Raw genomic sequence first — 21,280 nt, forward strand, 5'->3', positions numbered from 1 at the left:
ACGCACTGGCTGGACCACAAACAATAAAAGAGGTGCATATGGCAGGTTTCGATAAACGCGTGGCGTCCTATGAAGAAGCACTGGCAGGCCTGGAAGACGGCATGACCGTGCTCTCCGGCGGTTTTGGCCTGTGTGGCATTCCGGAAAACCTCATTGCCGAGATCAAGCGCAAAGGCACCCGCGACCTGACGGTGGTTTCCAACAACTGCGGCGTCGATGGCTTCGGCCTGGGCGTGCTGCTCGAAGAAAAACAGATCAGCAAGGTGATCGCCTCTTATGTGGGTGAAAACGCCTTGTTCGAGAAGCAGCTGCTCAGCGGCGAAATCGAAGTAGTCCTCACCCCCCAGGGCACCCTCGCGGAAAAAATGCGCGCAGGCGGCGCCGGCATCCCGGCCTTCTTCACCGCCACCGGCGTCGGCACCCCAGTTGCCGAAGGCAAGGAGACCCGCGAATTCAACGGCCGCCCGTATTTGATGGAAGAGTCCATCACCGGCGATTTCGCCATTGTCAAAGGCTGGAAAGCCGACCACTTCGGCAACGTCATCTACCGCCACACCGCCCAGAACTTCAACCCGCTGGCCGCCACTGCGGGCAAGATCACCGTGGTCGAAGTCGAGGAAATCGTCGAACCGGGCGAGCTGGACCCGGCGCAGATCCACACCCCTGGCATCTACGTCGACCGGATCATCTGCGGCACCTTCGAGAAGCGCATCGAACAGCGCACCGTCCGCAAATAATCCCCGTCCAGAACAATAAGAGGAAACAACCATGGCTCTTACCCGCGAACAAATGGCTCAACGCGTCGCCCGCGAAATGCAGGACGGTTACTACGTGAACCTGGGCATCGGCATTCCGACCCTGGTGGCCAATTACATCCCCGACGGCATGGAAGTGATGCTGCAATCGGAAAACGGCCTGCTCGGCATGGGACCGTTTCCTACCGAAGAAACCATTGATGCCGACATGATCAACGCCGGTAAACAGACTGTGACCGCGCGCATCGGTGCTTCGATCTTCTCCTCCGCCGAATCCTTCGCGATGATTCGCGGCGGGCATGTCGACCTCACGGTACTCGGCGCGTTTGAAGTGGACGTACAAGGCAACATTGCCTCGTGGATGATCCCCGGCAAGCTGGTCAAGGGCATGGGCGGTGCGATGGACCTGGTGGCCGGTGCGGAAAATATCATCGTGATCATGACCCACGCGTCCAAGGACGGTGAGTCCAAATTGCTCAGCCAATGCAGCCTGCCGCTGACCGGCGCCAACTGCATCAAGCGTGTGCTGACCGACCTTGCGTACCTGGAAATCGAAAATGGCGCTTTTGTCCTCAAGGAACGCGCACCTGGCGTCAGTGTTGAAGAGATTGTGAGCAAGACCGCCGGTAAACTGATCGTCCCGGACCACGTTCCAGAAATGCACTTCCAGTGAGGACAGATTCCATGCAAGACGTCGTGATTGTTGCTGCCACCCGCACCGCCGTGGGCAGCTTCCAAGGTTCGCTGGCGAACATCCCGGCCCCGGAACTGGGTGCCGCCGTGATCCGTCGCCTGCTGGAGCAGACCGGCCTGGACCCGGCCCAAGTCGATGAAGTGATCCTCGGCCAGGTGCTCACTGCAGGCAGCGGCCAGAACCCGGCGCGCCAGGCTTCGATCCTCGCCGGCCTGCCCCACGCCGTGCCGAGCCTGACCCTGAACAAGGTTTGCGGCTCGGGCCTCAAGGCCCTGCACCTGGGCGCACAGGCCATTCGTTGCGGCGACGCCGAGGTGATCATTGTCGGCGGCATGGAAAACATGAGCCTGGCACCCTACGTACTACCCGCCGCGCGCACCGGTTTGCGCATGGGCCACGCGAAGATGATCGACAGCATGATCACCGACGGCCTGTGGGACGCATTCAACGACTACCACATGGGCATCACCGCCGAGAACCTGGTAGACAAGTACGGCATCAGCCGTGAAGCCCAGGATGCGTTCGCCGCCGCCTCCCAGCAAAAAGCCGCCGCTGCCATTGAGGCCGGACGTTTTGCCGACGAGATCACCCCGATCCTGATTCCCCAGCGCAAAGGCGACCCGGTGGCTTTCGCGGTGGACGAACAACCCCGCGCCGGTACCACGGCCGAGTCCCTGGCCAAGCTCAAGCCGGCGTTCAAGAAAGACGGCAGCGTCACCGCCGGCAACGCCTCCAGCCTCAACGACGGCGCCGCCGCCGTGCTGCTGATGAGCGCCGACAAAGCCCGCGCCCTCGGCTTGCCTGTACTTGCGCGTATCGCCAGCTACGCCAATGCGGGCGTGGACCCGGCCATCATGGGCATCGGTCCGGTATCGGCCACTCGCCGCTGCCTGGACAAGGCCGGCTGGCAGTTGGCAGACCTGGACCTGATCGAAGCCAACGAAGCCTTCGCTGCGCAATCTTTGGCAGTGGGCAAAGAGCTGGAATGGGACGCCGACAAGGTCAACGTCAATGGCGGTGCGATCGCCATCGGCCACCCGATTGGCGCCTCAGGCTGCCGCGTGCTGGTGACCCTGCTGCATGAAATGATCAAGCGCGACGCCAAAAAAGGTTTGGCGACGCTGTGCATTGGCGGCGGCCAAGGCGTGGCCCTGGCACTCGAACGCAACTGAATCGGATCGCTATTGTGGCGAGGGAGCTTGCTCCCGTTGGGCTGCGTAGTAGCCCCATGCCAATAAGAGCAACACAGAAAAGGCCCGGTTCCACGAAAAGCCAGGCCTTTTCTTTTATCGATTCCCTACCTGTAAGCACTCGGTCAGACGGTGGGAGCTGGCTTGCCTGCGATAGCGGTGTGTCAGTCAAATTATTGCTGACTGACACACCGCTATCGCAGGCAAGCCAGCTCCCACATTTGATCTCATTGCCTGTCACCCTGTGGCACCGCAAACACCGCACTCGCACGCAGCACAATGCGCTCCTGCACTTGCAAACTCAGCGTCGCAAACGCCATCTGCCGCCCGCGCCTGTGGCTTTCCAAACGTACCACCATCCACTCCCCCACCTGCACGGCGCCCAGGTAGTCCACGGTCATGCTGGCAGTAATCAACGACAGCGGTGGCTCACTGGAAAACGCCATGGCGTATCCCATGCCAATATCGGCCAGGCAAATCCCCGGCAATGCTTTGCGTTAATGGACCAGACCGGCTTTAATCGCGATCAATTTCTCCTGCACATTTCAAGGAAACGTAATGCGCCACCTGGACGGCAATTCCCACCCGCTTCGCGCGCCGCTGTTGATTTTGCTCGCTGGCCTGGCCTTGGCCGGTTGCTCACCCAAGGACCACTCTCGCGCCACGGTCATCAATGGCGAACAGGGCAAGGCCGGGGCGCAACTGGCCTATGAGCATGAACTGACCCTGGCCCTGCCCGGCGCCCTGCTCGCGCCGCGTATGCAGGCCACCCGCGAGGCGTGTGAAACGGCACGCTTTGGTGCCTGCAATATCCTTGGCATTACCGAAGACAGCAACGGCGGCCAGATCATCCTGCGGATCGCACCCACGGGTGTGGAACCGATGGTCGCCCTCGCGGCTGAAGGCGGCAAACTCGGCCAGCGCATCACTACCGCCGAAGACCTGGCCGATGCGGTCGACGATGTGCGCCGCCGCCAGCAGCGCCTGCAAGCCCAGCAGCAACGCCTCGACGAACTGGCCAAGCGCAAGGATATCAACGTCAGTGACTTGATCGTTCTGAGCAAGGAGCAAGCAAGTATTGAAAATGAGTTGCAGGCATTGGCCCAGGTTGCCGCCGGCCAGCAACGCCGCCTCGATACCAATCGCGTGACCCTGAATTTCCGCTCTTCTGACGGTGCGAACCAAGCGTCACGTTTCAGCCGGATGTTCAGCCACCTGGGAGACAACCTGGTGAACGGCACGGCAGACGCCCTGGAGCGTGCCAGCTATGTGCTGCCGTTTGTGATCCTGGCGTTCCCGGTGGTGTGGCTGTGGGTTGGGTTGTGGCGCCGGTTCGTCAAGCGTCGCAGCTGATCAGCGCTTGATACAGCGCTGATAGCGCTCATCCACACGCTTGGCAAACCAGGCCGTGGTCAGGTTGCGGGTGATCTTCGGGCTCTTGAGCACAATGCCCGGCAGGATCGACCGTGGCAGCGGTTTGCCGGCCGCCTGGTCGGCCAGGCTGAAGACGCGCTTGTATAACGTAGTGTCCTCGAAATCCAACTGATCGCCCTGCTCCAACTGGCTGCGGATGCTCGGGTTGCGCATGTCCAGCTTCGCCCCCAGTGAGCGCACTGCCAGTTCGGTGGTGCCGGGCAGCAGGGAGCCATAGCGGATCAAGTCCCCATCCAGCGCCAGCTCTTTGCCCGTCACGCGGCTGACCGCGGCCTGGAACGCAGCATTGCGGCTGGCGTACCAACCGGCATTGAAATCGGCAAAGCGGTACAGCGGCTGGTCGTAGCTCACCGGGTAGCCGAGCAAATGGGCGATGCCGAAGTACATACCGCCGCGACGGGTGAACACTTCACGGCGAATCGTACCGTCCACCGTGTAGGGATAACCCCGCGCCTGTTTTTGTGCAAAGTCGATACTGACCTGCATCGGGCCTGCGGTGTGCACCGGGTTGAAGCCGCCAAACAAGGTATTACCCAGGGGCACCATGCTGATGAAGTCATCGAAGATCGCGCTCAAGTCCTTCTCCGTGCGTGCGGCATTCAAGCGGTCGGCGTAGGTTTTGCCGGTGGGCGAACGCAATTGCAGGGCGCTGCGTACCACGAACGCGGGCACATGCACCTTGCCGGCGCGACGCAGGATTTCATCCTGGGCGATCTTGCCCATGCCCGGCACAGGCGGGTCGACCTGATAGGTAGACTCCTGCTCGGTCACCGCCAGCACGGCGCAGATGTTTTCGGTGCTGGGGTAGATTTTCTGGGTGTCGAAGGCGGTGTAGATGTCCTGGGCCCAACCGTTGCGGTCCGACACCTTGGCCGGCAGCAGGCGCACGATCTGCGCCTTCACCTCGGCCTCACTGCGCTCGGGTTGCTGCGGGCCACGGGAGGTGGAACAGCCGGCCAGCACCAGCAAAGGCATGAGGCAAAAGAACAGACGACTTGGATACATGAGGCTTCCTTGGTTAACGACAGGCCGGGCAGTGCTGATATCGACAGGTAAGTCTAACCGGGGTTCGTCGGTGAGCCGAAGCGGATGCCTAGCCTTAGCTGAAACATCCCACATAACTGCCGGATAAGCGCTACTCCCCTGCCCTGTGAACCGCTGCAAAGTCCCTCGCCTGATTGAACAGTGCGAGGGATTGCAGATGGTTGTTTTCGTTACCCCCCCGGTTGATGGGGTTGGCGCTTGAACCCGGTCATTGGCAGGCTGGCCCTGACCCCAATGAACGTGAAAACGGTCGACGTTGAAGGCGTCTTCCGTGACTTTCGCGATTGCTTGAACACCTTTGACGATTGGGCCAATAGCTTCTGGAGCTTCTCGGCGCTGGAGCTTGAGCAGGTGTTCAAGGTCGGCGATGAGGTAACGCTCGTTGCCCCGATCAATCGCTCCCTGTTTCCCAGCAGCACCGTCGCCACCTGCCGGGCCAACGGTACGTTGACCCTGGTGCATATGTTCCAGAGCACGCGGTTCGTGCCGATCGGCGACACAGCGGTGATGCTGCAACGCGTTGATCCAAACGGCGGTCCGCTGGGCGAGCCCATCCACAAGACCATCGGCCCGAGCGGCATCCTTGAGATCACCGAGTGTGATCGCAACCAGCAATATCGGGTGAGCTTTTACCCCAACGTTTCCCAGGATCACCTCAAGGCGCTGTATGCCTCCTACCAGTCGGTGATCGCAGCGCTGGAAGCCCGGCTGCGCAAAGAGTGGACCGACACTTTCCAAGCCCAGTGGAAAAGTTACGCAGACGCTCGCCCGCTTGAGCGGCGCCGCCTGCTGGAGGCGGCCTTTGCCAGCGGCATGGTCAAGGCGCTTTACAGCCTGTGGGACAACATTGGCGAGCTGTCGGCGCTGCTGGCGGACCTCAAGCCCAACAGCGAAAAACTGCTGCAATACCTTTCTCAAACTGAGCTCGATGAACTGCTGACACTGAGCAGTGACGCGATCGCCCAGGGCTTGCTGGTGCTCAGTGATGAGCCGCTGTTGTTTATCTATCTATCGGCGCTGGTCAGCTGGATGCGCATGCTCCCGCCGCCGGAGATGGCTGAACTGTGGGGCGAAATTACCGGTGAGGTCCTGATCAATCTGCTGCTGATTCGCGTCTTGGGTGCGATGGGCGTAGTGGTGCGATTGGGGGCTGGTGTGCTCAGTCACGTCAAATCCGGGCGCGCACGAGCGTTGTTGGAATTGCTGGCCAAGCAAGTAGTGGGGCCAGGGTTGGGGCCGCATGTCGAGGTCGCCAAGCCGGTGTTACTGAGCAGTGCCGCGACACCGGTCAAGGCCGTGCCGGTGGTGCCGTTGAAGGCAGGCGATACGCTGGTTTCGAACCCGGTGTCGATGGTGCGCAGCAAGACCCAACGCACCACGTTGGTCCGCCAGGAATCGGTGGATGATGCGCCTGCCGTGGCGTCGAATCCGAAGGGAGATGCGGCGGCTCCAGCAGATAAGACGGTCACTCATGGTTGCCCGGTGTCGATGGTCACCGGCGAGGAATTGCTGACCCTTACCGATGGCGCGCTGGACGGGATTTTGCCGTTTGAGTGGACGCGGCTGTATCGCACCAGTGCGGTGGAACTGGATTGCGGGTTGGGGTTTGGCTGGAGTCATGCGCTGGCGCACAGGCTTTGTGTGTCGGGCGATTCGGTGGTGTGGACCGATCATGAGAACCGCTCGACTACCCTGCCCTTGCCGACTTCTGCTCGGCCTGCGATTACCAACAGCCTGGCGGAAGCGGCGATCTACTTGGGCTCGGCTCCTGATGAGTTAGTGCTGGCCCAGGCGTCGCGGTTCTATCACTTTCGCGACGGTGTACTGACTGCGATCAGCGATGCGTATGACAACCGCCTGCGCATTTGCCGTGATCCTTCCGGGCGGATCGAGCGGCTGGATAACGGTGCTGGTCGCTCGCTGCTGCTGCGTTATGAGCTGGATCGAATCGTGGCGGTGGACTACCAGGTGCATCGCGCCAAAGGGCGTGAGCCCTACGTCTGGGAAACCGAGCAGAACGTTGTTTCGACGGACGACTGGTTTGCGCGACCAATGCCGTCGGTGAAAGCGAGCGTTATCGGTACGACGATCAGCACGTCATTGTTGAGCGGCAGTTGGCCGGTGGGGCGAGTTTCTTCTGGGCGTGGGAAGGCTCCGGCAAGGCGGCACGTTGCGTCCGGCATTGGGCGAGTTTTTCGCAGATGGACACGCGTTATGCCTGGGGGGATGACGGCCGTGTCACGGTGCATAACGCCGATGGTAGCCAGGAAGTCTATGTCCACGACGACCGGGCGCGGTTGGTGCAGCGCATCGATCCGGACGGCGCGCAGCATTTCAAATCCTACGATGCCAAGGGGCGGCTGACCGTCGAACAGGATCCGCTGGGCGCGGTGACGGCCACTGGGCGTTGGCCTACGAATACGACCGCCAAAACCGCCTGACCGCCGAACACCAAGGCTGGGGCACCTTGCGCTACGGCTACGACGCCTGCGGCCAACTACAAAAACTGCGCCTGCCCGACAACAACCGCCTCACCTTCAACCATGACAAGGGAGGCCATCTCGCTACGGTCGAGCTCAATGGTGAGGTGCTCACTGCACATTTATTCAAGAGCGGCCGCGAACACCAACGCCAACAAGGTCAACTGCTCAGCCATTACCACTACGACGACCAAAACCGCCTACACGCCCACGCCGTTACGCAGCAGCAAAACTACCTCTACCAACGCCAATACGACTACGACAAAAGCGGCACCCTCACCCGCCTGCTCGACACCCGCAAAGGCGAACACCTTTACCGCTACGACCCACTGAATCGTCTGACCCGCGCCGATCATTCCCAAGACGTCCAGGAACGCTTCGCCCACGACCCGGCGGGCAACCTGCTGATGCAAGACCGTCCCGGCCCGGACATCGTTGCCGGCAATCGCCTGATGATCCAGGGCGACCGCCATTACGACTACGACGCCTTCGGCAACCTGATCCGCGAACGGCGCGGCAAAGGCCATCAACTCGTCACGGAATACCGCTACGACTGCCAGCATCGGTTGATTGGCGTCACCAAACCCAACGGGCAGACCGCAAGCTATCGGTATGACCCGTTTGGGCGGCGTGTCAGCAAAACCGTGGATGGCGAGACCACCGAGTTTTTCTGGCAAGGCGACAAGCTGGTTGCCGAGCACCATGCGGAACGCCATCGCAGTTACCTCTACGAGCCCGAAAGCTTCCGCCCATTAGCACTGCTGGAAGGCTACGGACCACAAGCCACAACGCCCTACCACTACCAACTCGACCACCTCGGCACACCGCAGGAACTGACCAGCCCCGAGGGCGAAATCGTCTGGTCCGCCCACTATCGCACCTACGGCCAGATCGCCCGGTTCGACGTAAGCAAAATCGACAATCCGCTGCGTTTTCAAGGTCAGTATTTCGACGCGGAAAGCGGCCTGCATTACAACCGCCATCGCTACTACAATCCGGATATTGGTCGTTACCTGACGCCGGATCCGGTGAAGTTGGCGGGTGGGATCAACGCGTACCAGTACGTGCCCAATCCCACAGGGTGGGTGGATCCGCGGGGACTAAGCTGTAAAAAAACAAGCTGCCCTGAAGGGCCTTATAGCGCAATCGTTCCAGGAGGAGGTTTAGCCGCACATGAGGCGGCAGGAGGACATCTTATGGAAAAGCATGTCGGTAGAACGGATCAACAATTGCTTGACCGCTTGAGGCGGGAACCACATATCCCGGCAGCCTCTACTTTTCATGATCGCGCAACAGCTGAACTCGCCGTTTCAAAGGTATTGGATAACAATCAAGACAAAATCAAAGACTTCCTACAAGGAAACAACCAGCAGATAGTCATCACTCAACCATCCCAAGAGCCAATAGGCACAAGTTTCAGAAAGAACACTACGACATCTGTACCCGGAAAAGAAATTTACTTAATTATTCGCAGAGACCAAAAAATGCATACTGGATATCGAATTCACACAGGCTTTCCAAACCCATGAACAAAGACTACCCCGAGCTACAGCAATTTCTTGCTGGGTACTTCAATCAAGATTGGGTTGATGATCACAAAAGCGCAAACGACGTAATTGATTTTTTTATTTCGGAATCGTCTGAAGATACGATAGCAATAGTGCTATTAGAGCTAGAAAACCTGGTATCAGCCAAAAAAACAGAGAAAGAGCTTCAAGACTTTTTACTCTCTGATATCGGCTGTTATTACTATTACCCTAATGAATGGAATGATGGGGAAACGTGGTTAAACCATGTTGCCATAGCATTAAAGAACGCCATTAAATAATTTTCTGGCCGAGATACGGGGCTGCTAGGCAGCCCCACGCAAGCAAGCTCACTCACCACAGGTGTACTCGGCTCCTTTAGATCCCCGCCAACGCCAAATCCATCGCAAAGTAGGTAAAGATCAAATCCGCCCCCGCCCGCTTGATCGACCCCAATGTCTCGCGCACCACCCGGTCTTCATCAATCGCCCCCGCCTGTGCGCCAAACTTGATCATCGCGTACTCACCGCTCACCTGATACGCCGCGACGGGCAGGCGTGACGCCTCGCGGATGTCGCGGATGATGTCGAGGTAAGCCCCGGCTGGCTTGACCATCAGCGCATCGGCACCTTCCTGTTCGTCCAGCAGCGATTCGCGCACGGCTTCGCGGCGGTTCATCGGGTTCATCTGGTAGCTTTTGCGGTCGCCCTTGAGGGCGCTGCCGCCCGCTTCGCGGAAGGGGCCGTAAAGGGCCGAGGCGAATTTGGTCGAGTAGGCCATGATCGGGATGTGGGTGAAACCGGCGTCGTCGAGGGCACGGCGGATGGCCTGGACCTGGCCGTCCATGGCGGCGGACGGAGCGATCACGTCGGCGCCGGCGCGGGCAGCGGCCACGGCTTGTTTGCCGAGGTTGACCAGGGTTGCGTCATTGTCGACATGGGCACCGTGCATCACGCCGCAATGGCCGTGGTCGGTGTATTCGCAGAAGCAGGTGTCGGACATCACAATCATTTCCGGCACTGCGTCCTTGATGATCGAGGACATGCGCGAAACCAGGCCGCGCTCTTTCCAGGTATCGCTGCCGTTGGCGTCGAGGTGGTGGGACACGCCGAAGGTCATTACCGACTTGATGCCGGCACGGGCGTAACGCTCGATCTCGCCGGCCAGTTTCTTCTCCGGGATACGCAGCACGCCCGGCATACTGGTAATCGGTACGAAATCGTCAATTTCTTCTTCAACGAAGATCGGCAACACCAGGTCGTTAAGGGTGAATTCGCTTTCCTGGAACAAGCCACGCAGTTGCGGGGAGCGGCGCAGGCGACGTGGGCGGGCTTGGGGGAACTGACTGGTCATGGCTTTCCTGAAAAATGGCTGAAATCTTTGGGGCCAAAGCTTATGCCCCCAAGTCCCGGCAACACAAATGCCAAGGGGCCAATAGTGTATTGCCAGGCGCGTAACAATTTATTGATCTAGAGCTGTAGCTGCCCTTGGATACACAGCGCTACGGCGCCGCCGACCCACACCTCATCGCCCTGGCGCTCGATGTGAATACGCCCTGCTCGCCCCATCGCCGTGCCTTGGCTGACCACATAACGGCTGGGCGCCAAGCCCTCGGCGAGCAGCCATTGGGCAACACCTGCGTTCAAACTGCCGGTGGCCGGGTCTTCAGGGGCGCCGTCGCCAGCGATAAAGGCGCGCACTTCAAATTGCGCGTCTACCGCGTCACGCACCGGATCACAGGGAGCGATCACCCCCACGGCCAGGCCCAGCAGTTGCGCATAGTCCGGTTGCAACGCGAGCACCGCGTCACGATCAGCCAGCATCACCGCCAGCCACCCGGCACCATTGTCGACCCACTGGCTGCGCACAATCGCCTCGGGCGCCAGCTTCAATGCCAGACGCACGCGTTCCAGCAACGGAGCCTCCACGGCCCCTGCACGCAACAACGGCGGCGCGATAAACGCCAGTTCATCACCTTGGCGGCGGATGCGCACCAGACCGATTTCGCACTCCTGAACAATCTCCTCGCCTCGGGGTACGCCACCGGCCTGCAACCAGGCGTGGCAACTGCCCAACGTCGGGTGGCCGGCAAACGGCAGTTCCGTGAGGGTGGTGAAAATGCGTACGCGGTAGTCGGCCCGTGGATCCCTGGGTGTCAGCAAAAACGTGGTTTCGCTGAGATTGGTCCAGTTGGCAAAGTCCGCCATCTGTTGGTCGGTGAGGCTATCGGCGCCGAGCACCACGGCCAACGGGTTGCCTTTAAGCGGTACGCGGCTGAATACATCCAGTTGTTGGAACTCGAAAGTCGACATGCTTCAGCTCGGAATATTCAGGCCACGGATGACCGCCGGACGTGCGACAAAGCCGTCCAATGCGCGCAGTACGTTAGGGAAATCGGCAATGCCCACCAGGTCGCCGGATTCGTAGAAACCGATCAGGTTGCGAATCCAGGGGAAAGTGGCAATGTCGGCGATGCTGTAGTCATCGCCCATGATCCAGGTGCGGCCCAGCAGGCGTTTTTCCAGAACGCCCAGCAAGCGCCGGGCTTCAGCGGCGTAGCGGTCACGCGGGCGCTTGTCTTCATAAGACTTGCCGGCGAACTTGTTGAAGAACCCCACCTGGCCGAACATCGGGCCGATCCCGGCCATCTGGAACATCAGCCATTGCAGGGTTTCATAGCGGGTGGCCGGGTCTTCGGAAAGCAACTGGCTGGTCTTTTCCGCCAGGTAGATCAGGATCGCGCCGGACTCGAACAGCGCCAGCGGCTGCCCGCTCGGGCCGTTAGGATCAATGATCGCGGGGATCTTGTTGTTGGGGTTCAGGGACATGAACTCCGGGGACATCTGATCCTGAGTGTCGAAACTGACCTTGTGCGCTTCATAGGGCAGCCCCAGTTCTTCGAGCATGATCGACACCTTGACGCCGTTGGGCGTGGGCAACGAATACAACTGCAGGCGATCCGGGTGCTGGGCAGGCCATTTGCTGTTGATCGGGAAAGCGGCGAGTGCGTTCATCGAGAACCCCCTGGACGGAAAGCCCTCATGATAGTCATCTGCCCGCCACCGTGCATGGGTCATCGTTGCGCAACATTTGCCCACTAGTATCCCCTCTGGGCGAACCAAAACGCCCGATTGCACTCTTAAGAGCGCCCGAAGGGTGAATGGAGGCACCTTGCTATATCGACAGGGAATACCGCAGGACGCTTGCCGCGTCACTGGGGCCGGGCCTGTCCGCCTTAACCCGACGCACGAAGACTCGAACCTATAATGAAGATCAAGCCTCTGCGCCTTGTGCAACGATTCAAACGTTATTCATACATGATGTTGCCGCTGCTGCTGGTCAGCGCGGCCATCGTCACCGCTCTCGACGCCCGTGAAAGCCGTGCCCAACCCGTGGACGGCGTGCAAACCCTGGTATTCCTGCGCCACGGCGAAAAACCGGCCGGTGGCCTGGGCCAGCTCAATTGCCAGGGCCTGAACCGTGCCATGAACCTGGCTACTGTCCTGCCGGAGAAGTTTGGCAAGGCCAACTACGTGTTTGCCGCCAACCCGACACGCAATGTCGAGGAAGGCGAACTGGACAATTCCTACAGCTACATTCGCCCACTGATTACCATCAGCCCCAGCGCGATCAAGCTTGGCCTGCCGGTGAACATCGAATTCTCAGCGAATGACACCAGCGCCCTGGCCGAAGAACTGGTCGAGGACAAGTACCGCAACGCGACGATCTACACGGCCTGGTCCCATGGTTACCTGCCGGAGCTGATCAACAAAGTCGCCAGCGAAGCGTCCGGAGAAAAGCACACCCTCACCGATGACTGGTCTGGCAATGACTATGACTCCCTGTACGTATTGACGCTGACCTGGCACAACGGCAAGGCCTCGCTGCTCAGTCGCAACTATAAGCAGGGGCTGAATAACGGCGATGAAACCTGCCCGGATCCGACCCAGGTCAGTGCAGATATCTGAAGCGTGAGCCGCAGGGGCGTATGATGCCCGGCTATCGACTCACCTGCGGATCCTCTTCATGTCCAACCTCGCGTCCTCCCAGCCCAATCGGGGCTGGTCGTTCTGGTACAAGCCTGCCCTGTTTCTGCTGGTGGCCTGCATCGGCCTCTACTATGTGAAATGGTCGCCCTACTACCTCAAGGCGTTTGTAGCGGCGGACAACCACAGCATTGGCGCCTCGATTCTCAATGACCAGCAAAGCTCGCCCCTGACAGCGGCGCTGGCCTACGCCCAAGTGTATTTCCTGGCGATCTGGAAAGCCGCAGTGCTGGCGGTGATCCTCGGTTCATTACTGCAAGTACTGATCCCTCGCGACTGGCTGCTGCGCCTGTTTGGCCGCGCCGGGCTGGGCTCGACCCTGCGCGGCGGGCTATTTGCCTTGCCGGGAATGATGTGCAGTTGCTGTGCAGCGCCAGTGGCGGCGGGCATGCGCCGTCAGCAGGTGTCGGTGGGCGCGGCGCTGGCGTTCTGGATTGCCAACCCGGTGTTGAACCCGGCCACGCTGGTGTTCATGGGGTTTGTGCTGGGCTGGGACTTTACCGCGCTGCGGCTGGTGGCCGGGATTGTGTTGGTGGTGGGGGTGTCTCTGGTAGCGCAGCGTATCGCGCGCCCTGATCAAGTGCCGGAAGCGGCGCTGGAGGCTGTCGCCGAAGTAAGCACCCTGGAGTCGCAACCCTTCCTGAGCCGTTGGTTGCGCACCTTGTGGCAACTGTTCTGGAGCACCATCCCGGTGTACATTCTGGCGGTATTGATCCTCGGTGCAGCAAGGGTGTGGCTGTTCCCCCATGTGGACGGGGCGATGGCCAACAGCCTGGTGTGGCTGGTGCCGCTGGCGATCGTCGGTACGTTATTCGTGATTCCTACAGCGGCAGAAATACCCATCGTACAAACCATGATGACCCTGGGCATGGGCACCGGCCCGGCCGTTGCCCTGCTGATGACCCTGCCGAGCGTGAGCCTGCCGTCGCTGCTGATGCTGCGCAAGGATTTCGATGCACGGGTACTGGTGACGGTGGCCGGGTTGACCATGCTGGTGGGAGTGGTGTGTGGGTTGATTGGGGCGGTGATTCTTTAGATTTTCAGTGGGGCTGATGGCCTCATCGCAGGCAAGCCAGCTCCCACCTTTGTATGTATTCACACTTCAAAAGGTGGGAGCTGGCTTGCCTGCGATGGCGTCCGAAAGATCACCCCACCCGAGCTGCTCGTTCACGCAAATATTCCACCACCGCCTCTTGCTCCCCGGCAAACTCGATCCGAGCGCCTTTGCTCTCGCGCTGGAACGCATACATCGGGTCGTAATACTCGCGCAACAAGCCTTCGATCCACACGCGGTGCAGGTCCACTGCACCGCTGCGCGCCTGTTCCGCCAGGGCGTCCTGCAAAATCGCCTGCAGCCGCTGGAAACGTTCGCCGCCCAGACGCTTGTGAATATTGGCCAGGCTTTGGGTCAGGCGCTCGGCAAATAATAGCTGGCCGCGTTCACCAAACACGTCAATGAACTCGGCGCACAGGTCGACCACGTAATCCTTCAGGATGCGCTCGACGCGGCCCTCAACGCTGTCTTCCAGCCACACCATCGCAAACGTCTGCATCCCCTTGTGCAATGGCAGTGGCAGCGCACAGCTGCCGATCATGCGGCTCTCGTCTTCGACCACGAACTGGCCAATGCCCGCTGCGCGTTTCTTCAACAGGTCCACCGCCAGGCGGTTCTCGAAGTCGATATTGGACGGTTGCGCGGTGGCACGCTTGCCGAAGCTGGAACCCCGATGGTTGGCATGGCCCTCCAGGTCCAGGGCGTTGCGCAGTTGACCCAATACCTCGGTCTTGCCGGTACCGGTCATACCGCCAAGCAGCACGAAATCGCATTCAGCGGTCGTCTGTTCCAGGGTCTCCAGCAGGAACGTACGCATTGCCTTGTAGCCACCGCCGACACGCGGATACTCGATGCCCGCTTCGGTTTTCAACCATTGCTGCACGATCTGCGAACGCAGCCCACCACGAAAGCAGTACAGGTGGCCATCCGGATTAGCCTGGGCAAACTGCGCCCATTGCTCGATGCGCTCGGCCTTGATCGATCCAGAGACCAGCTCATGGCCCAGGACGATTGCAGCTTGCTGGCCTTGCTGCTTGTAGCAGGTGCCCACCCGCTGGCGCTCGTCGTCGGTCATCAGCGGCAGGTTGACCACCCCGGGGAACGCGCCCTTGACGAATTCGACCGGCGCGCGGGTATCCATCATCGGCCGGTCATTGAGGAAGATGTCGCGGTAATCGGTGATGTCAGTTGCCATCAAATCACCTCTACCGCGTTGGTCTGTCGCTCAAGCAGTTCGCCGATTGGCTCAAGGTTCAGGCCCAGTTCGGCGGCTACCGCGTGAAACTCGCTATCGCCTTCGGGGGTGACGGCGATCAGCAGGCCACCGCTGGTCTGTGGGTCGCACAGTACGCGCTTGTGCAACTCCTGCACGCGCCCGAGCTTGCTGGCGTAGCTCTCGAAGTTGCGCAAGGTGCCGCCCGGCACGCAGCCCTGGTCCAGGTAGTACTCAACCCCTGGCAGACGTGGGACTTTTGCATACTCGATGCGGGCCGTCAGGCCACTGCCGTCAGCCATTTCCACCAAGTGGCCGAGCAGGCCGAAACCGGTAACGTCTGTCATCGCAGTGACACCGGCCAACTTGCCGAAACGGCTGCCAGGCTTGTTGAGGGTGCACATCCAGTCACGGGCCAGGCCGACGTCGGCCTCGCGCAACTTGCCCTTCTTTTCGGCGGTGGTGAGGATACCGATGCCCAAAGGCTTGGTCAGGTACAGCTTGCAGCCGGCAGTGGCAGTGTCGTTGCGCTTCATGTGGCGCTTTTGCACGATCCCGGTAACGGCCAGGCCAAAGATCGGCTCCGGGGCGTCAATGGAATGCCCACCCGCCAGCGGGATACCGGCAGCGTCGCACACCGAACGGCCCCCGCGGATGACTTCGCGGGCAATCTCCGGCGCCAGCACGTTGACCGGCCAGCCAAGAATAGCGATGGCCATCAAGGGGTCGCCGCCCATGGCATAAATGTCGCTGATGGCATTGGTGGCAGCGATGCGGCCGAAGTCGAAGGGATCGTCGACTATCGGCATGAAAAAGTCCGTGGTGGAGACCACGCCGCGCTCGTCGTCAATGGCGTATACCGCCGCATCATCGCGTGAAGCGTTGCCCACCCACAGGTTGGGGTCCAGGTTCTGTGCGCCACTGCCGGCAAGGATCACCTCCAACACCTGGGGCGAAATCTTGCAGCCGCAACCCGCACCGTGGCTGTACTGGGTAAGGCGAATCGGCTCGTTCATGGAAGACCTCAAGCTATCAAGTGGGCCGATTCTAACAGACAGCAAAAGGCCGGCTGGGCTCTTGTGAGCGCAGCCGGCCTTTTGGGTCAGCGGTTACTCGCGGGCAGCGAGCAAACGCTTGTGGCGATTACGCCGTGCGATGTTCAGGCATTCGATAGCCGCCGAGAACGCCATGGCCGCATACACGTAGCCTTTTGGCACGTGGGCGCCGAAGCCTTCGGCGATCAGCGTCATGCCGATCATGATCAAAAAGCCCAGCGCCAGCATCACCACGGTCGGGTTGTCATTGATGAACTTGGCCAACGGTTCGGCCGCCACCAGCATCACAATCACCGAGGTCACTACGGCAATGATCATGATCGGCAAGTGCTCGGTCATGCCCACGGCCGTGATGATGCTGTCGATGGAGAACACCAGGTCGAGCAACAGGATCTGCCCGATGGCCGCCGCGAAGCCGATGGCAACGGTGTTGCCAACCGTTGCTTTCTCTTCAGGCTCCGGGTCCATGCTGTGATGGATTTCGGTGGTTGCCTTCCACACCAGGAACAGGCCACCGGCGATCAGGATCATGTCCTTCCAGGAGAACGCCTGGCCGAACACTTCAAACACCGGCGCCGTCAACTGCACGATGAAGGCGATGGTGCTCAACAGGCCCAGGCGCAATACCAGCGCCATGCTGATACCGATGCGCCGCGCCTTGGCCCGGTGCTGCTCGGGTAGTTTGTTGGTGAGGATCGAGATAAAGATCAGGTTATCGATGCCCAGCACGATTTCCATGACGATCAAGGTAGCCAGTGCGACCCAGGCGGTGGGGCTGGCGGCCAGTTGTAAAAGGTAATCCATAGGTCAGTCCTGACGTGGTAGTGCTTGGAAATTAGGTTTCTTGGGTGTTCGATTCAGCGTCTTTTTCTTCCTGATCATCTTTCTTCTGCGGATTGATCAAGCCCTGGGTCGCTTCACTCAATGCCTGTTCGGCAGCCTTCTGGGTGTCATCGATCGCTTGCTTGGCCGATTCGCTGGCTTTGCCCAACACTTGCTGCGCGCTTTTCTCGACCTGATCACAACCGCCGATCATCACCAATGAAAGCGCAAGCAGCGACGCCGCGCCCAGGGAATTGAGTTTCATGCTGTATTCCTCATTAGAACCATTGGGTCCAAATAGTGGCCCCGCGATAGCGATGCATTCTATGCAGGTGAACAGTTCAGGAAAATTCGTATTTTTCTCGCGTATACTTCGATTTTTACGAAGTGTAGACCCCGATGCTCAATTATCGACAACTGCATTACTTCTGGGTGGTGGCCAAGACTGGGAGCATCGTGCGTGCCTGCGAACAGCTGAACCTCACGCCCCAGACCATCAGCGGGCAGATCAGCCTATTGGAGCAAACCTTTGGCATTGCTCTGTTTCAGCGGGTGGGGCGCCAGCTTGAGCTGACCGAAGCCGGGCGCCAGGCGCTGCCCTACGCCGAGCAGATGTTCCAGACGGGCAACGAACTTGAGACGATGCTGCGCGCCCAGCCCGATGAGCAACAGATCCCGTTCAGGGTCGGCGTGGCGGATGTGGTGCCAAAATCCATCGTCTACCGCCTGATCGCCCCCACCATGGAGCTGAGCGAACCGCTGCGCATCACCTGCCGCGAAGACAAACTCGAACGTTTACTCGCCGACCTGGCGATCCAGCGTCTGGACCTGGTGATTTCCGACAGCCCGATGCCGAGCCATCTGGACATCAAGGGCTACAGCCAGAAACTGGGGGAATGCGGCATCAGTTTTTTCGCCACCCAGGCGTTGGCTGACCAGCATGGCGGCGATTTCCCACAGTGTTTGCACGGTGCGCCGTTATTGATTCCGGGGGCAGAGACCGTAGTGCGCAGCCGGTTGCAGCGCTGGTTTGCCGAGCAGCAGATTCAACCGCGGATCATCGGTGAATTCGACGACAGTGCGTTGATGCAAGCGTTTGGGCAATCCGGCAGCGGAATTTTCATCGCCCCCAGCGTGATTGCCGATGAGGTGGTGCGCCAATACGGCGTGGCGCTGATCGGCCAGACCGACGCGGTGACCGAGTCGTTCTATGCGATCTCGGTGGAGCGCAAGGTCAAGCACCCCGGCATCGTGGCGATTACCGAAGGGGCAAGACGCGAGTTGTTTACCGCCCTGCCCTGAAAAAACTGCGCGCCCCTTTGATCAGGCGCTGGCCGCGCGAGGTTTGGCGCTCATCAGCCACAGTGCGAGCAGGATCGACACCAGGATGAACCCTGAGGCGGCAAAGCCCAGGCTGCCCAGGCCCAGGGTGTCAATCACATGCCCACCCACCATTGCACCCAGGCCAATGCCGAGATTGGCCCCGGCGATATTCAGCGAGGCGGCAAACGCCGGCGCGTGGGGCGCCGCCTTCATCAATCGCACATGGCTGACCAGGAACATCGCCGCCTGGGTCACGCCCCATACCGCCATCGCTGCCGCCAGGCCAATGGTGGAATGAATCGCCGGCACCACTGCCACCATGCCCGCGATCATAAACCCGCAGAACACTATGGACGCAATCAAGGGGTGACGATCCACCGCGCGCCCGCCGAGGGAATTGCCGATCAGCCCGACCGCGCCGAAGCCCATCAGGCACCACCCCACCAGCGTGCCGTCGAACCCTGCCAAGCGCTCAAGGATATCCGCCAGGTAGGTATAGGCGGTGAACATGCCGCTGAAGACCAGAATCGACAGCAGGATGTGGCCCTGCATCACCGGGCTGCGCAGGATCTTGAATTGCGAGCGCAAGGTGACTTGCTCGTTCTTTGCCTGGGTGACCGGCAGGTAGATGTACAGCAATAACGCTTTGGCCAGGGCAATCACCGCAAGCACTGCAAAGGCGGTGCGCCAACCGAACATATCGGCAATCAGCGTGCCTACCGGAATCCCGAACACGGTGGCGCAGACGATGCCGAAGCCGATTTTTTCAATGGCACGCCCGGCGAATTCAGGGCCGACAATGTCCACCGCCGTTTCGCTGGCCAAGGCCCAAAACACCGGCAAGCCCAACGCCGGAATCAAGCGAGCCAGGGACATTATCCAAATATTGGGCGCCAATGCCGCCACGGTATTGGCCACCGCAAACATGATCAGGATGCTGATAAACAGACGCTTGCGCTGGAACCGCGCGCAGTAGGCGGTCAGGAAGGGGCCGAACGCCGCCACGGTAAACGCGAAGAGCGTCACCAGCAGCCCGGCCTGGGACACACTGACATTCAGGTCCCGGGCGATCGAGGGCAACAAGCCGACGATCACGAATTCTGTGGTCAGCACGGTAAAACCGGCTGCCGACAGCAGCAAGATAGGGAACAACATGCAAACTCCAGAAACAGCGACATCAACGACAGCCCGAAGGGCTCGCTGATAGAGAGGAAAGATGAGAGGGGTGAATCTTAACAGAACATGTCGGGACTTGACCAAATCCGACGTAAACGGGTGACGGAATGCCGCAGCGAACGAGACGCGTCCTACAGCATGCTAGACTTCGCGCCTGCTTCCTACAGTACTTTCTGCCTGCAATGCTGTGCCCTACTAAAAAAACTAGAGACAACTCTTTATGACTGCTGCCCCTTCCCTGTTGCAACGTTTAATGCGCGTCAGCCTGGTCACACAAATTGTCATCGGCCTGATCGCCGGGATCGTGCTGGCCTTGCTGTTCCCCGAGGCCGCACGCGCCACGGGCTTTATCGGCAAGGTGTTTGTCACGGCGCTGAAGGCCGTTGCGCCGATCCTGGTGTTTGTGCTGGTCATGGCCTCGATTGCCAACCATAAGCATGGCCAGGAAACCCATATCCGCCCGATCCTGTTCCTGTACCTGCTCGGCACCTTTTCCGCCGCCGTGGTCGCAGTGGTCGCCAGCATGTTGTTCCCCTCCTCTCTGGTACTGGCCACCCATGACGCCACGGTGAGCGCTCCCGGCGGCATTGGCGAGGTGCTGCAAAGCCTGTTGCTCAGCGTGGTGGATAACCCGGTCAGCGCACTGATGAATGCCAACTTCATCGGTATCCTGGCCTGGGCCATCGGCATGGGCGTTGCGATTCGCCATGCCGGTGAAACCACCCGCACGGTGCTGGACGACCTGTCCAACGGCGTGACCCTGATCGTACGCGTGGTCATCCGCTTCGCCCCGCTGGGCATCTTCGGCCTGGTGGCCTCGACCCTGGCCACCTCCGGTTTCGGCGCCTTGCTCGGCTATGCGCACCTGCTGGTGGTGTTAATCGGCTGCATGGTGTTCGTGGCGCTGGTGATCAATCCCGCCATCGTGTTCTGGAAACTGCGCCGCAACCCGTACCCATTGGTGCTGATGTGCCTGCGTGAAAGCGGTATTACTGCATTTTTCACCCGCAGCTCGGCGGCCAACATTCCGGTCAACCTGGCGTTGAGCAAGCGCCTGGGCCTGCATGAAGACACCTATTCGGTGTCGATCCCGCTCGGTGCCACCATTAATATGGCCGGTGCGGCAATCACCATCACCGTGCTAAGCCTGGCGGCCGTGCACACCCTCGGGATTGCCGTGGACCTGCCGACCGCGGTGCTGCTCAGCGTGGTCGCGGCCATTTGCGCCTGTGGGGCCTCCGGTGTAGCGGGCGGCTCGCTGCTGCTGATTCCACTGGCGTGCAGCCTGTTCGGCATTCCAAGTGAAATCGCCATGCAGGTGGTGGCCGTCGGTTTCATCATCGGCGTATTGCAGGATTCGGCGGAAACGGCGCTGAATTCGTCTACCGATGTGTTGTTTACAGCGGCGGCCTGCCTGGGCAAGGAAGAACAGGCAGCTTAAACGCCTCGCAAAAAAACGCCGTGCGTC

At 60.2% G+C, this 21,280-nt stretch carries 18 protein-coding genes and 2 pseudogenes; 10 read left to right on the plus strand and 10 right to left on the minus strand.

Going from position 1 to position 21,280, the window contains the following annotated elements:
• Window positions 1-38: 38 nt before the first annotated feature.
• Genes JH25_RS22910 through JH25_RS22900 form a run of 3 tightly spaced genes read left to right on the plus strand, consistent with a single transcriptional unit; the run spans window position 39 to window position 2,621 of the window.
• A complete protein-coding gene (locus tag JH25_RS22910; RefSeq protein ID WP_010211319.1) occupies window positions 39-737 on the plus strand; it encodes a CoA transferase subunit A in 699 nt (232 codons plus the stop codon).
• 31 nt (window positions 738-768) lie between these two features.
• Complete coding sequence (locus JH25_RS22905) at window positions 769-1,428, plus strand: CoA transferase subunit B (protein ID WP_005786928.1); 660 nt, start codon at window positions 769-771, stop codon at window positions 1,426-1,428.
• An 11-nt stretch (window positions 1,429-1,439) separates the two neighbouring features.
• Window positions 1,440-2,621, plus strand: a complete 1,182-nt coding sequence (locus JH25_RS22900; RefSeq protein WP_032876767.1) for an acetyl-CoA C-acetyltransferase — start codon at window positions 1,440-1,442, stop codon at window positions 2,619-2,621.
• Window positions 2,622-2,866: 245 nt separating this feature from the next.
• Here JH25_RS22900 and JH25_RS0126815 read toward each other — a convergent pair.
• Window positions 2,867-3,112: pseudogene (locus JH25_RS0126815) on the minus strand (PaaI family thioesterase); the annotation flags it as partial.
• Window positions 3,113-3,197: 85 nt separating this feature from the next.
• Between JH25_RS0126815 and JH25_RS22895 the strand changes: the two are divergent.
• The gene (locus JH25_RS22895; RefSeq protein WP_032876770.1) at window positions 3,198-3,992 is read left to right on the plus strand and encodes a DUF4349 domain-containing protein; all 795 of its coding nucleotides are present in this window, start codon (window positions 3,198-3,200) and stop codon (window positions 3,990-3,992) included.
• On the opposite strand, the gene JH25_RS22890 is transcribed toward JH25_RS22895, so the two are convergent.
• Window positions 3,993-5,078, minus strand: coding sequence for a DUF1615 domain-containing protein (locus tag JH25_RS22890; protein ID WP_032876773.1), 1,086 nt, complete (start codon window positions 5,076-5,078; stop codon window positions 3,993-3,995).
• A 237-nt stretch (window positions 5,079-5,315) separates the two neighbouring features.
• Here JH25_RS22890 and JH25_RS0126820 point away from each other — a divergent pair.
• Window positions 5,316-9,126, plus strand: a pseudogene (locus JH25_RS0126820) (RNase A-like domain-containing protein).
• Window positions 9,123-9,425 (plus strand): contact-dependent growth inhibition system immunity protein, encoded by a 303-nt coding sequence (locus JH25_RS22885; protein ID WP_032876776.1) that lies wholly within the window; start codon window positions 9,123-9,125, stop codon window positions 9,423-9,425. Before JH25_RS0126820 ends, JH25_RS22885 begins: the two are co-directional and overlap by 4 nt.
• Window positions 9,426-9,501: 76 nt before the next feature.
• Here the strand turns inward: JH25_RS22885 and hemB are convergent, their stop codons facing one another.
• The 3 genes from hemB to JH25_RS22870 all read right to left on the minus strand — a co-directional run bounded on the left by hemB (window position 9,502) and on the right by JH25_RS22870 (window position 12,137).
• Window positions 9,502-10,476 carry a porphobilinogen synthase gene (gene hemB, locus JH25_RS22880; protein ID WP_005786915.1) on the minus strand — a complete coding sequence of 325 codons (975 nt, stop codon included), beginning with the start codon at window positions 10,474-10,476 and terminating at the stop codon, window positions 9,502-9,504.
• A 116-nt stretch (window positions 10,477-10,592) separates the two neighbouring features.
• On the minus strand, window positions 10,593-11,435 hold the full coding sequence (locus tag JH25_RS22875) for a PhzF family phenazine biosynthesis protein (RefSeq protein ID WP_032876779.1): 843 nt from the start codon (window positions 11,433-11,435) through the stop codon (window positions 10,593-10,595).
• Between the two features lie 3 nt (window positions 11,436-11,438).
• Window positions 11,439-12,137, minus strand: coding sequence for a glutathione S-transferase N-terminal domain-containing protein (locus JH25_RS22870; RefSeq protein WP_032876782.1), 699 nt, complete (start codon window positions 12,135-12,137; stop codon window positions 11,439-11,441).
• A gap of 252 nt (window positions 12,138-12,389) precedes the next feature.
• Here JH25_RS22870 and JH25_RS22865 point away from each other — a divergent pair, with 252 nt between their 5' ends.
• Window positions 12,390-13,091 (plus strand): hypothetical protein, encoded by a 702-nt coding sequence (locus JH25_RS22865; protein ID WP_005786910.1) that lies wholly within the window; start codon window positions 12,390-12,392, stop codon window positions 13,089-13,091.
• A gap of 58 nt (window positions 13,092-13,149) precedes the next feature.
• Complete coding sequence (locus JH25_RS22860; protein WP_032876785.1) at window positions 13,150-14,205, plus strand: permease; 1,056 nt, start codon at window positions 13,150-13,152, stop codon at window positions 14,203-14,205.
• Window positions 14,206-14,314: 109 nt separating this feature from the next.
• Here JH25_RS22860 and mnmH read toward each other — a convergent pair whose 3' ends face one another.
• The 4 genes from mnmH to JH25_RS22840 form a co-directional block, all read right to left on the minus strand.
• Window positions 14,315-15,418: a tRNA 2-selenouridine(34) synthase MnmH gene (gene mnmH, locus JH25_RS22855; protein WP_032876788.1), complete on the minus strand. Its 1,104-nt coding sequence runs from the start codon at window positions 15,416-15,418 to the stop codon at window positions 14,315-14,317.
• Window positions 15,418-16,452, minus strand: coding sequence for a selenide, water dikinase SelD (gene selD, locus JH25_RS22850; RefSeq protein WP_032876791.1), 1,035 nt, complete (start codon window positions 16,450-16,452; stop codon window positions 15,418-15,420). Before selD ends, mnmH begins: the two co-directional genes overlap by 1 nt.
• Window positions 16,453-16,545: 93 nt before the next feature.
• Window positions 16,546-17,295: a TerC family protein gene (locus JH25_RS22845; RefSeq protein ID WP_005786902.1), complete on the minus strand. Its 750-nt coding sequence runs from the start codon at window positions 17,293-17,295 to the stop codon at window positions 16,546-16,548.
• Between the two features lie 31 nt (window positions 17,296-17,326).
• A complete protein-coding gene (locus JH25_RS22840; RefSeq protein ID WP_005786899.1) occupies window positions 17,327-17,578 on the minus strand; it encodes a hypothetical protein in 252 nt (83 codons plus the stop codon).
• 134 nt (window positions 17,579-17,712) lie between these two features.
• On the opposite strand from JH25_RS22840, the gene nhaR reads away from it, so the two are divergent.
• Window positions 17,713-18,615, plus strand: coding sequence for a transcriptional activator NhaR (gene nhaR, locus JH25_RS22835; protein ID WP_032876794.1), 903 nt, complete (start codon window positions 17,713-17,715; stop codon window positions 18,613-18,615).
• A 21-nt stretch (window positions 18,616-18,636) separates the two neighbouring features.
• Here the strand turns inward: nhaR and JH25_RS22830 are convergent, their stop codons facing one another.
• Window positions 18,637-19,791: an MFS transporter gene (locus tag JH25_RS22830; protein WP_032876796.1), complete on the minus strand. Its 1,155-nt coding sequence runs from the start codon at window positions 19,789-19,791 to the stop codon at window positions 18,637-18,639.
• 241 nt (window positions 19,792-20,032) lie between these two features.
• Between JH25_RS22830 and sstT the strand changes: the two genes are divergently transcribed.
• Window positions 20,033-21,253 (plus strand): serine/threonine transporter SstT, encoded by a 1,221-nt coding sequence (gene sstT, locus JH25_RS22825; RefSeq protein WP_032876799.1) that lies wholly within the window; start codon window positions 20,033-20,035, stop codon window positions 21,251-21,253.
• Window positions 21,254-21,280 lie beyond the last annotated feature (27 nt).

This window comes from Pseudomonas sp. BRG-100, from assembly GCF_000737955.1.
GTDB lineage: Bacteria > Pseudomonadota > Gammaproteobacteria > Pseudomonadales > Pseudomonadaceae > Aquipseudomonas > Aquipseudomonas synxantha_A.

What these genes read in the sequence shown, in the direction of transcription:
- JH25_RS22910 (WP_010211319.1), top strand. Translation starts at nt 39, where the DNA reads ATGGCAGGTTTCGATAAACGCGTGGCGTCCTATGAAGAAGCACTGGCA.
- JH25_RS22905 (WP_005786928.1), top strand. Translation starts at nt 769, where the DNA reads ATGGCTCTTACCCGCGAACAAATGGCTCAACGCGTCGCCCGCGAAATG.
- JH25_RS22900 (WP_032876767.1), top strand. Translation starts at nt 1,440, where the DNA reads ATGCAAGACGTCGTGATTGTTGCTGCCACCCGCACCGCCGTGGGCAGC.
- JH25_RS22895 (WP_032876770.1), top strand. Translation starts at nt 3,198, where the DNA reads ATGCGCCACCTGGACGGCAATTCCCACCCGCTTCGCGCGCCGCTGTTG.
- JH25_RS22890 (WP_032876773.1), bottom strand. Translation starts at nt 5,078, where the DNA reads ATGTATCCAAGTCGTCTGTTCTTTTGCCTCATGCCTTTGCTGGTGCTG.
- JH25_RS22885 (WP_032876776.1), top strand. Translation starts at nt 9,123, where the DNA reads ATGAACAAAGACTACCCCGAGCTACAGCAATTTCTTGCTGGGTACTTC.
- hemB (WP_005786915.1), bottom strand. Translation starts at nt 10,476, where the DNA reads ATGACCAGTCAGTTCCCCCAAGCCCGCCCACGTCGCCTGCGCCGCTCC.
- JH25_RS22875 (WP_032876779.1), bottom strand. Translation starts at nt 11,435, where the DNA reads ATGTCGACTTTCGAGTTCCAACAACTGGATGTATTCAGCCGCGTACCG.
- JH25_RS22870 (WP_032876782.1), bottom strand. Translation starts at nt 12,137, where the DNA reads ATGAACGCACTCGCCGCTTTCCCGATCAACAGCAAATGGCCTGCCCAG.
- JH25_RS22865 (WP_005786910.1), top strand. Translation starts at nt 12,390, where the DNA reads ATGAAGATCAAGCCTCTGCGCCTTGTGCAACGATTCAAACGTTATTCA.
- JH25_RS22860 (WP_032876785.1), top strand. Translation starts at nt 13,150, where the DNA reads ATGTCCAACCTCGCGTCCTCCCAGCCCAATCGGGGCTGGTCGTTCTGG.
- mnmH (WP_032876788.1), bottom strand. Translation starts at nt 15,418, where the DNA reads ATGGCAACTGACATCACCGATTACCGCGACATCTTCCTCAATGACCGG.
- selD (WP_032876791.1), bottom strand. Translation starts at nt 16,452, where the DNA reads ATGAACGAGCCGATTCGCCTTACCCAGTACAGCCACGGTGCGGGTTGC.
- JH25_RS22845 (WP_005786902.1), bottom strand. Translation starts at nt 17,295, where the DNA reads ATGGATTACCTTTTACAACTGGCCGCCAGCCCCACCGCCTGGGTCGCA.
- JH25_RS22840 (WP_005786899.1), bottom strand. Translation starts at nt 17,578, where the DNA reads ATGAAACTCAATTCCCTGGGCGCGGCGTCGCTGCTTGCGCTTTCATTG.
- nhaR (WP_032876794.1), top strand. Translation starts at nt 17,713, where the DNA reads ATGCTCAATTATCGACAACTGCATTACTTCTGGGTGGTGGCCAAGACT.
- JH25_RS22830 (WP_032876796.1), bottom strand. Translation starts at nt 19,791, where the DNA reads ATGTTGTTCCCTATCTTGCTGCTGTCGGCAGCCGGTTTTACCGTGCTG.
- sstT (WP_032876799.1), top strand. Translation starts at nt 20,033, where the DNA reads ATGACTGCTGCCCCTTCCCTGTTGCAACGTTTAATGCGCGTCAGCCTG.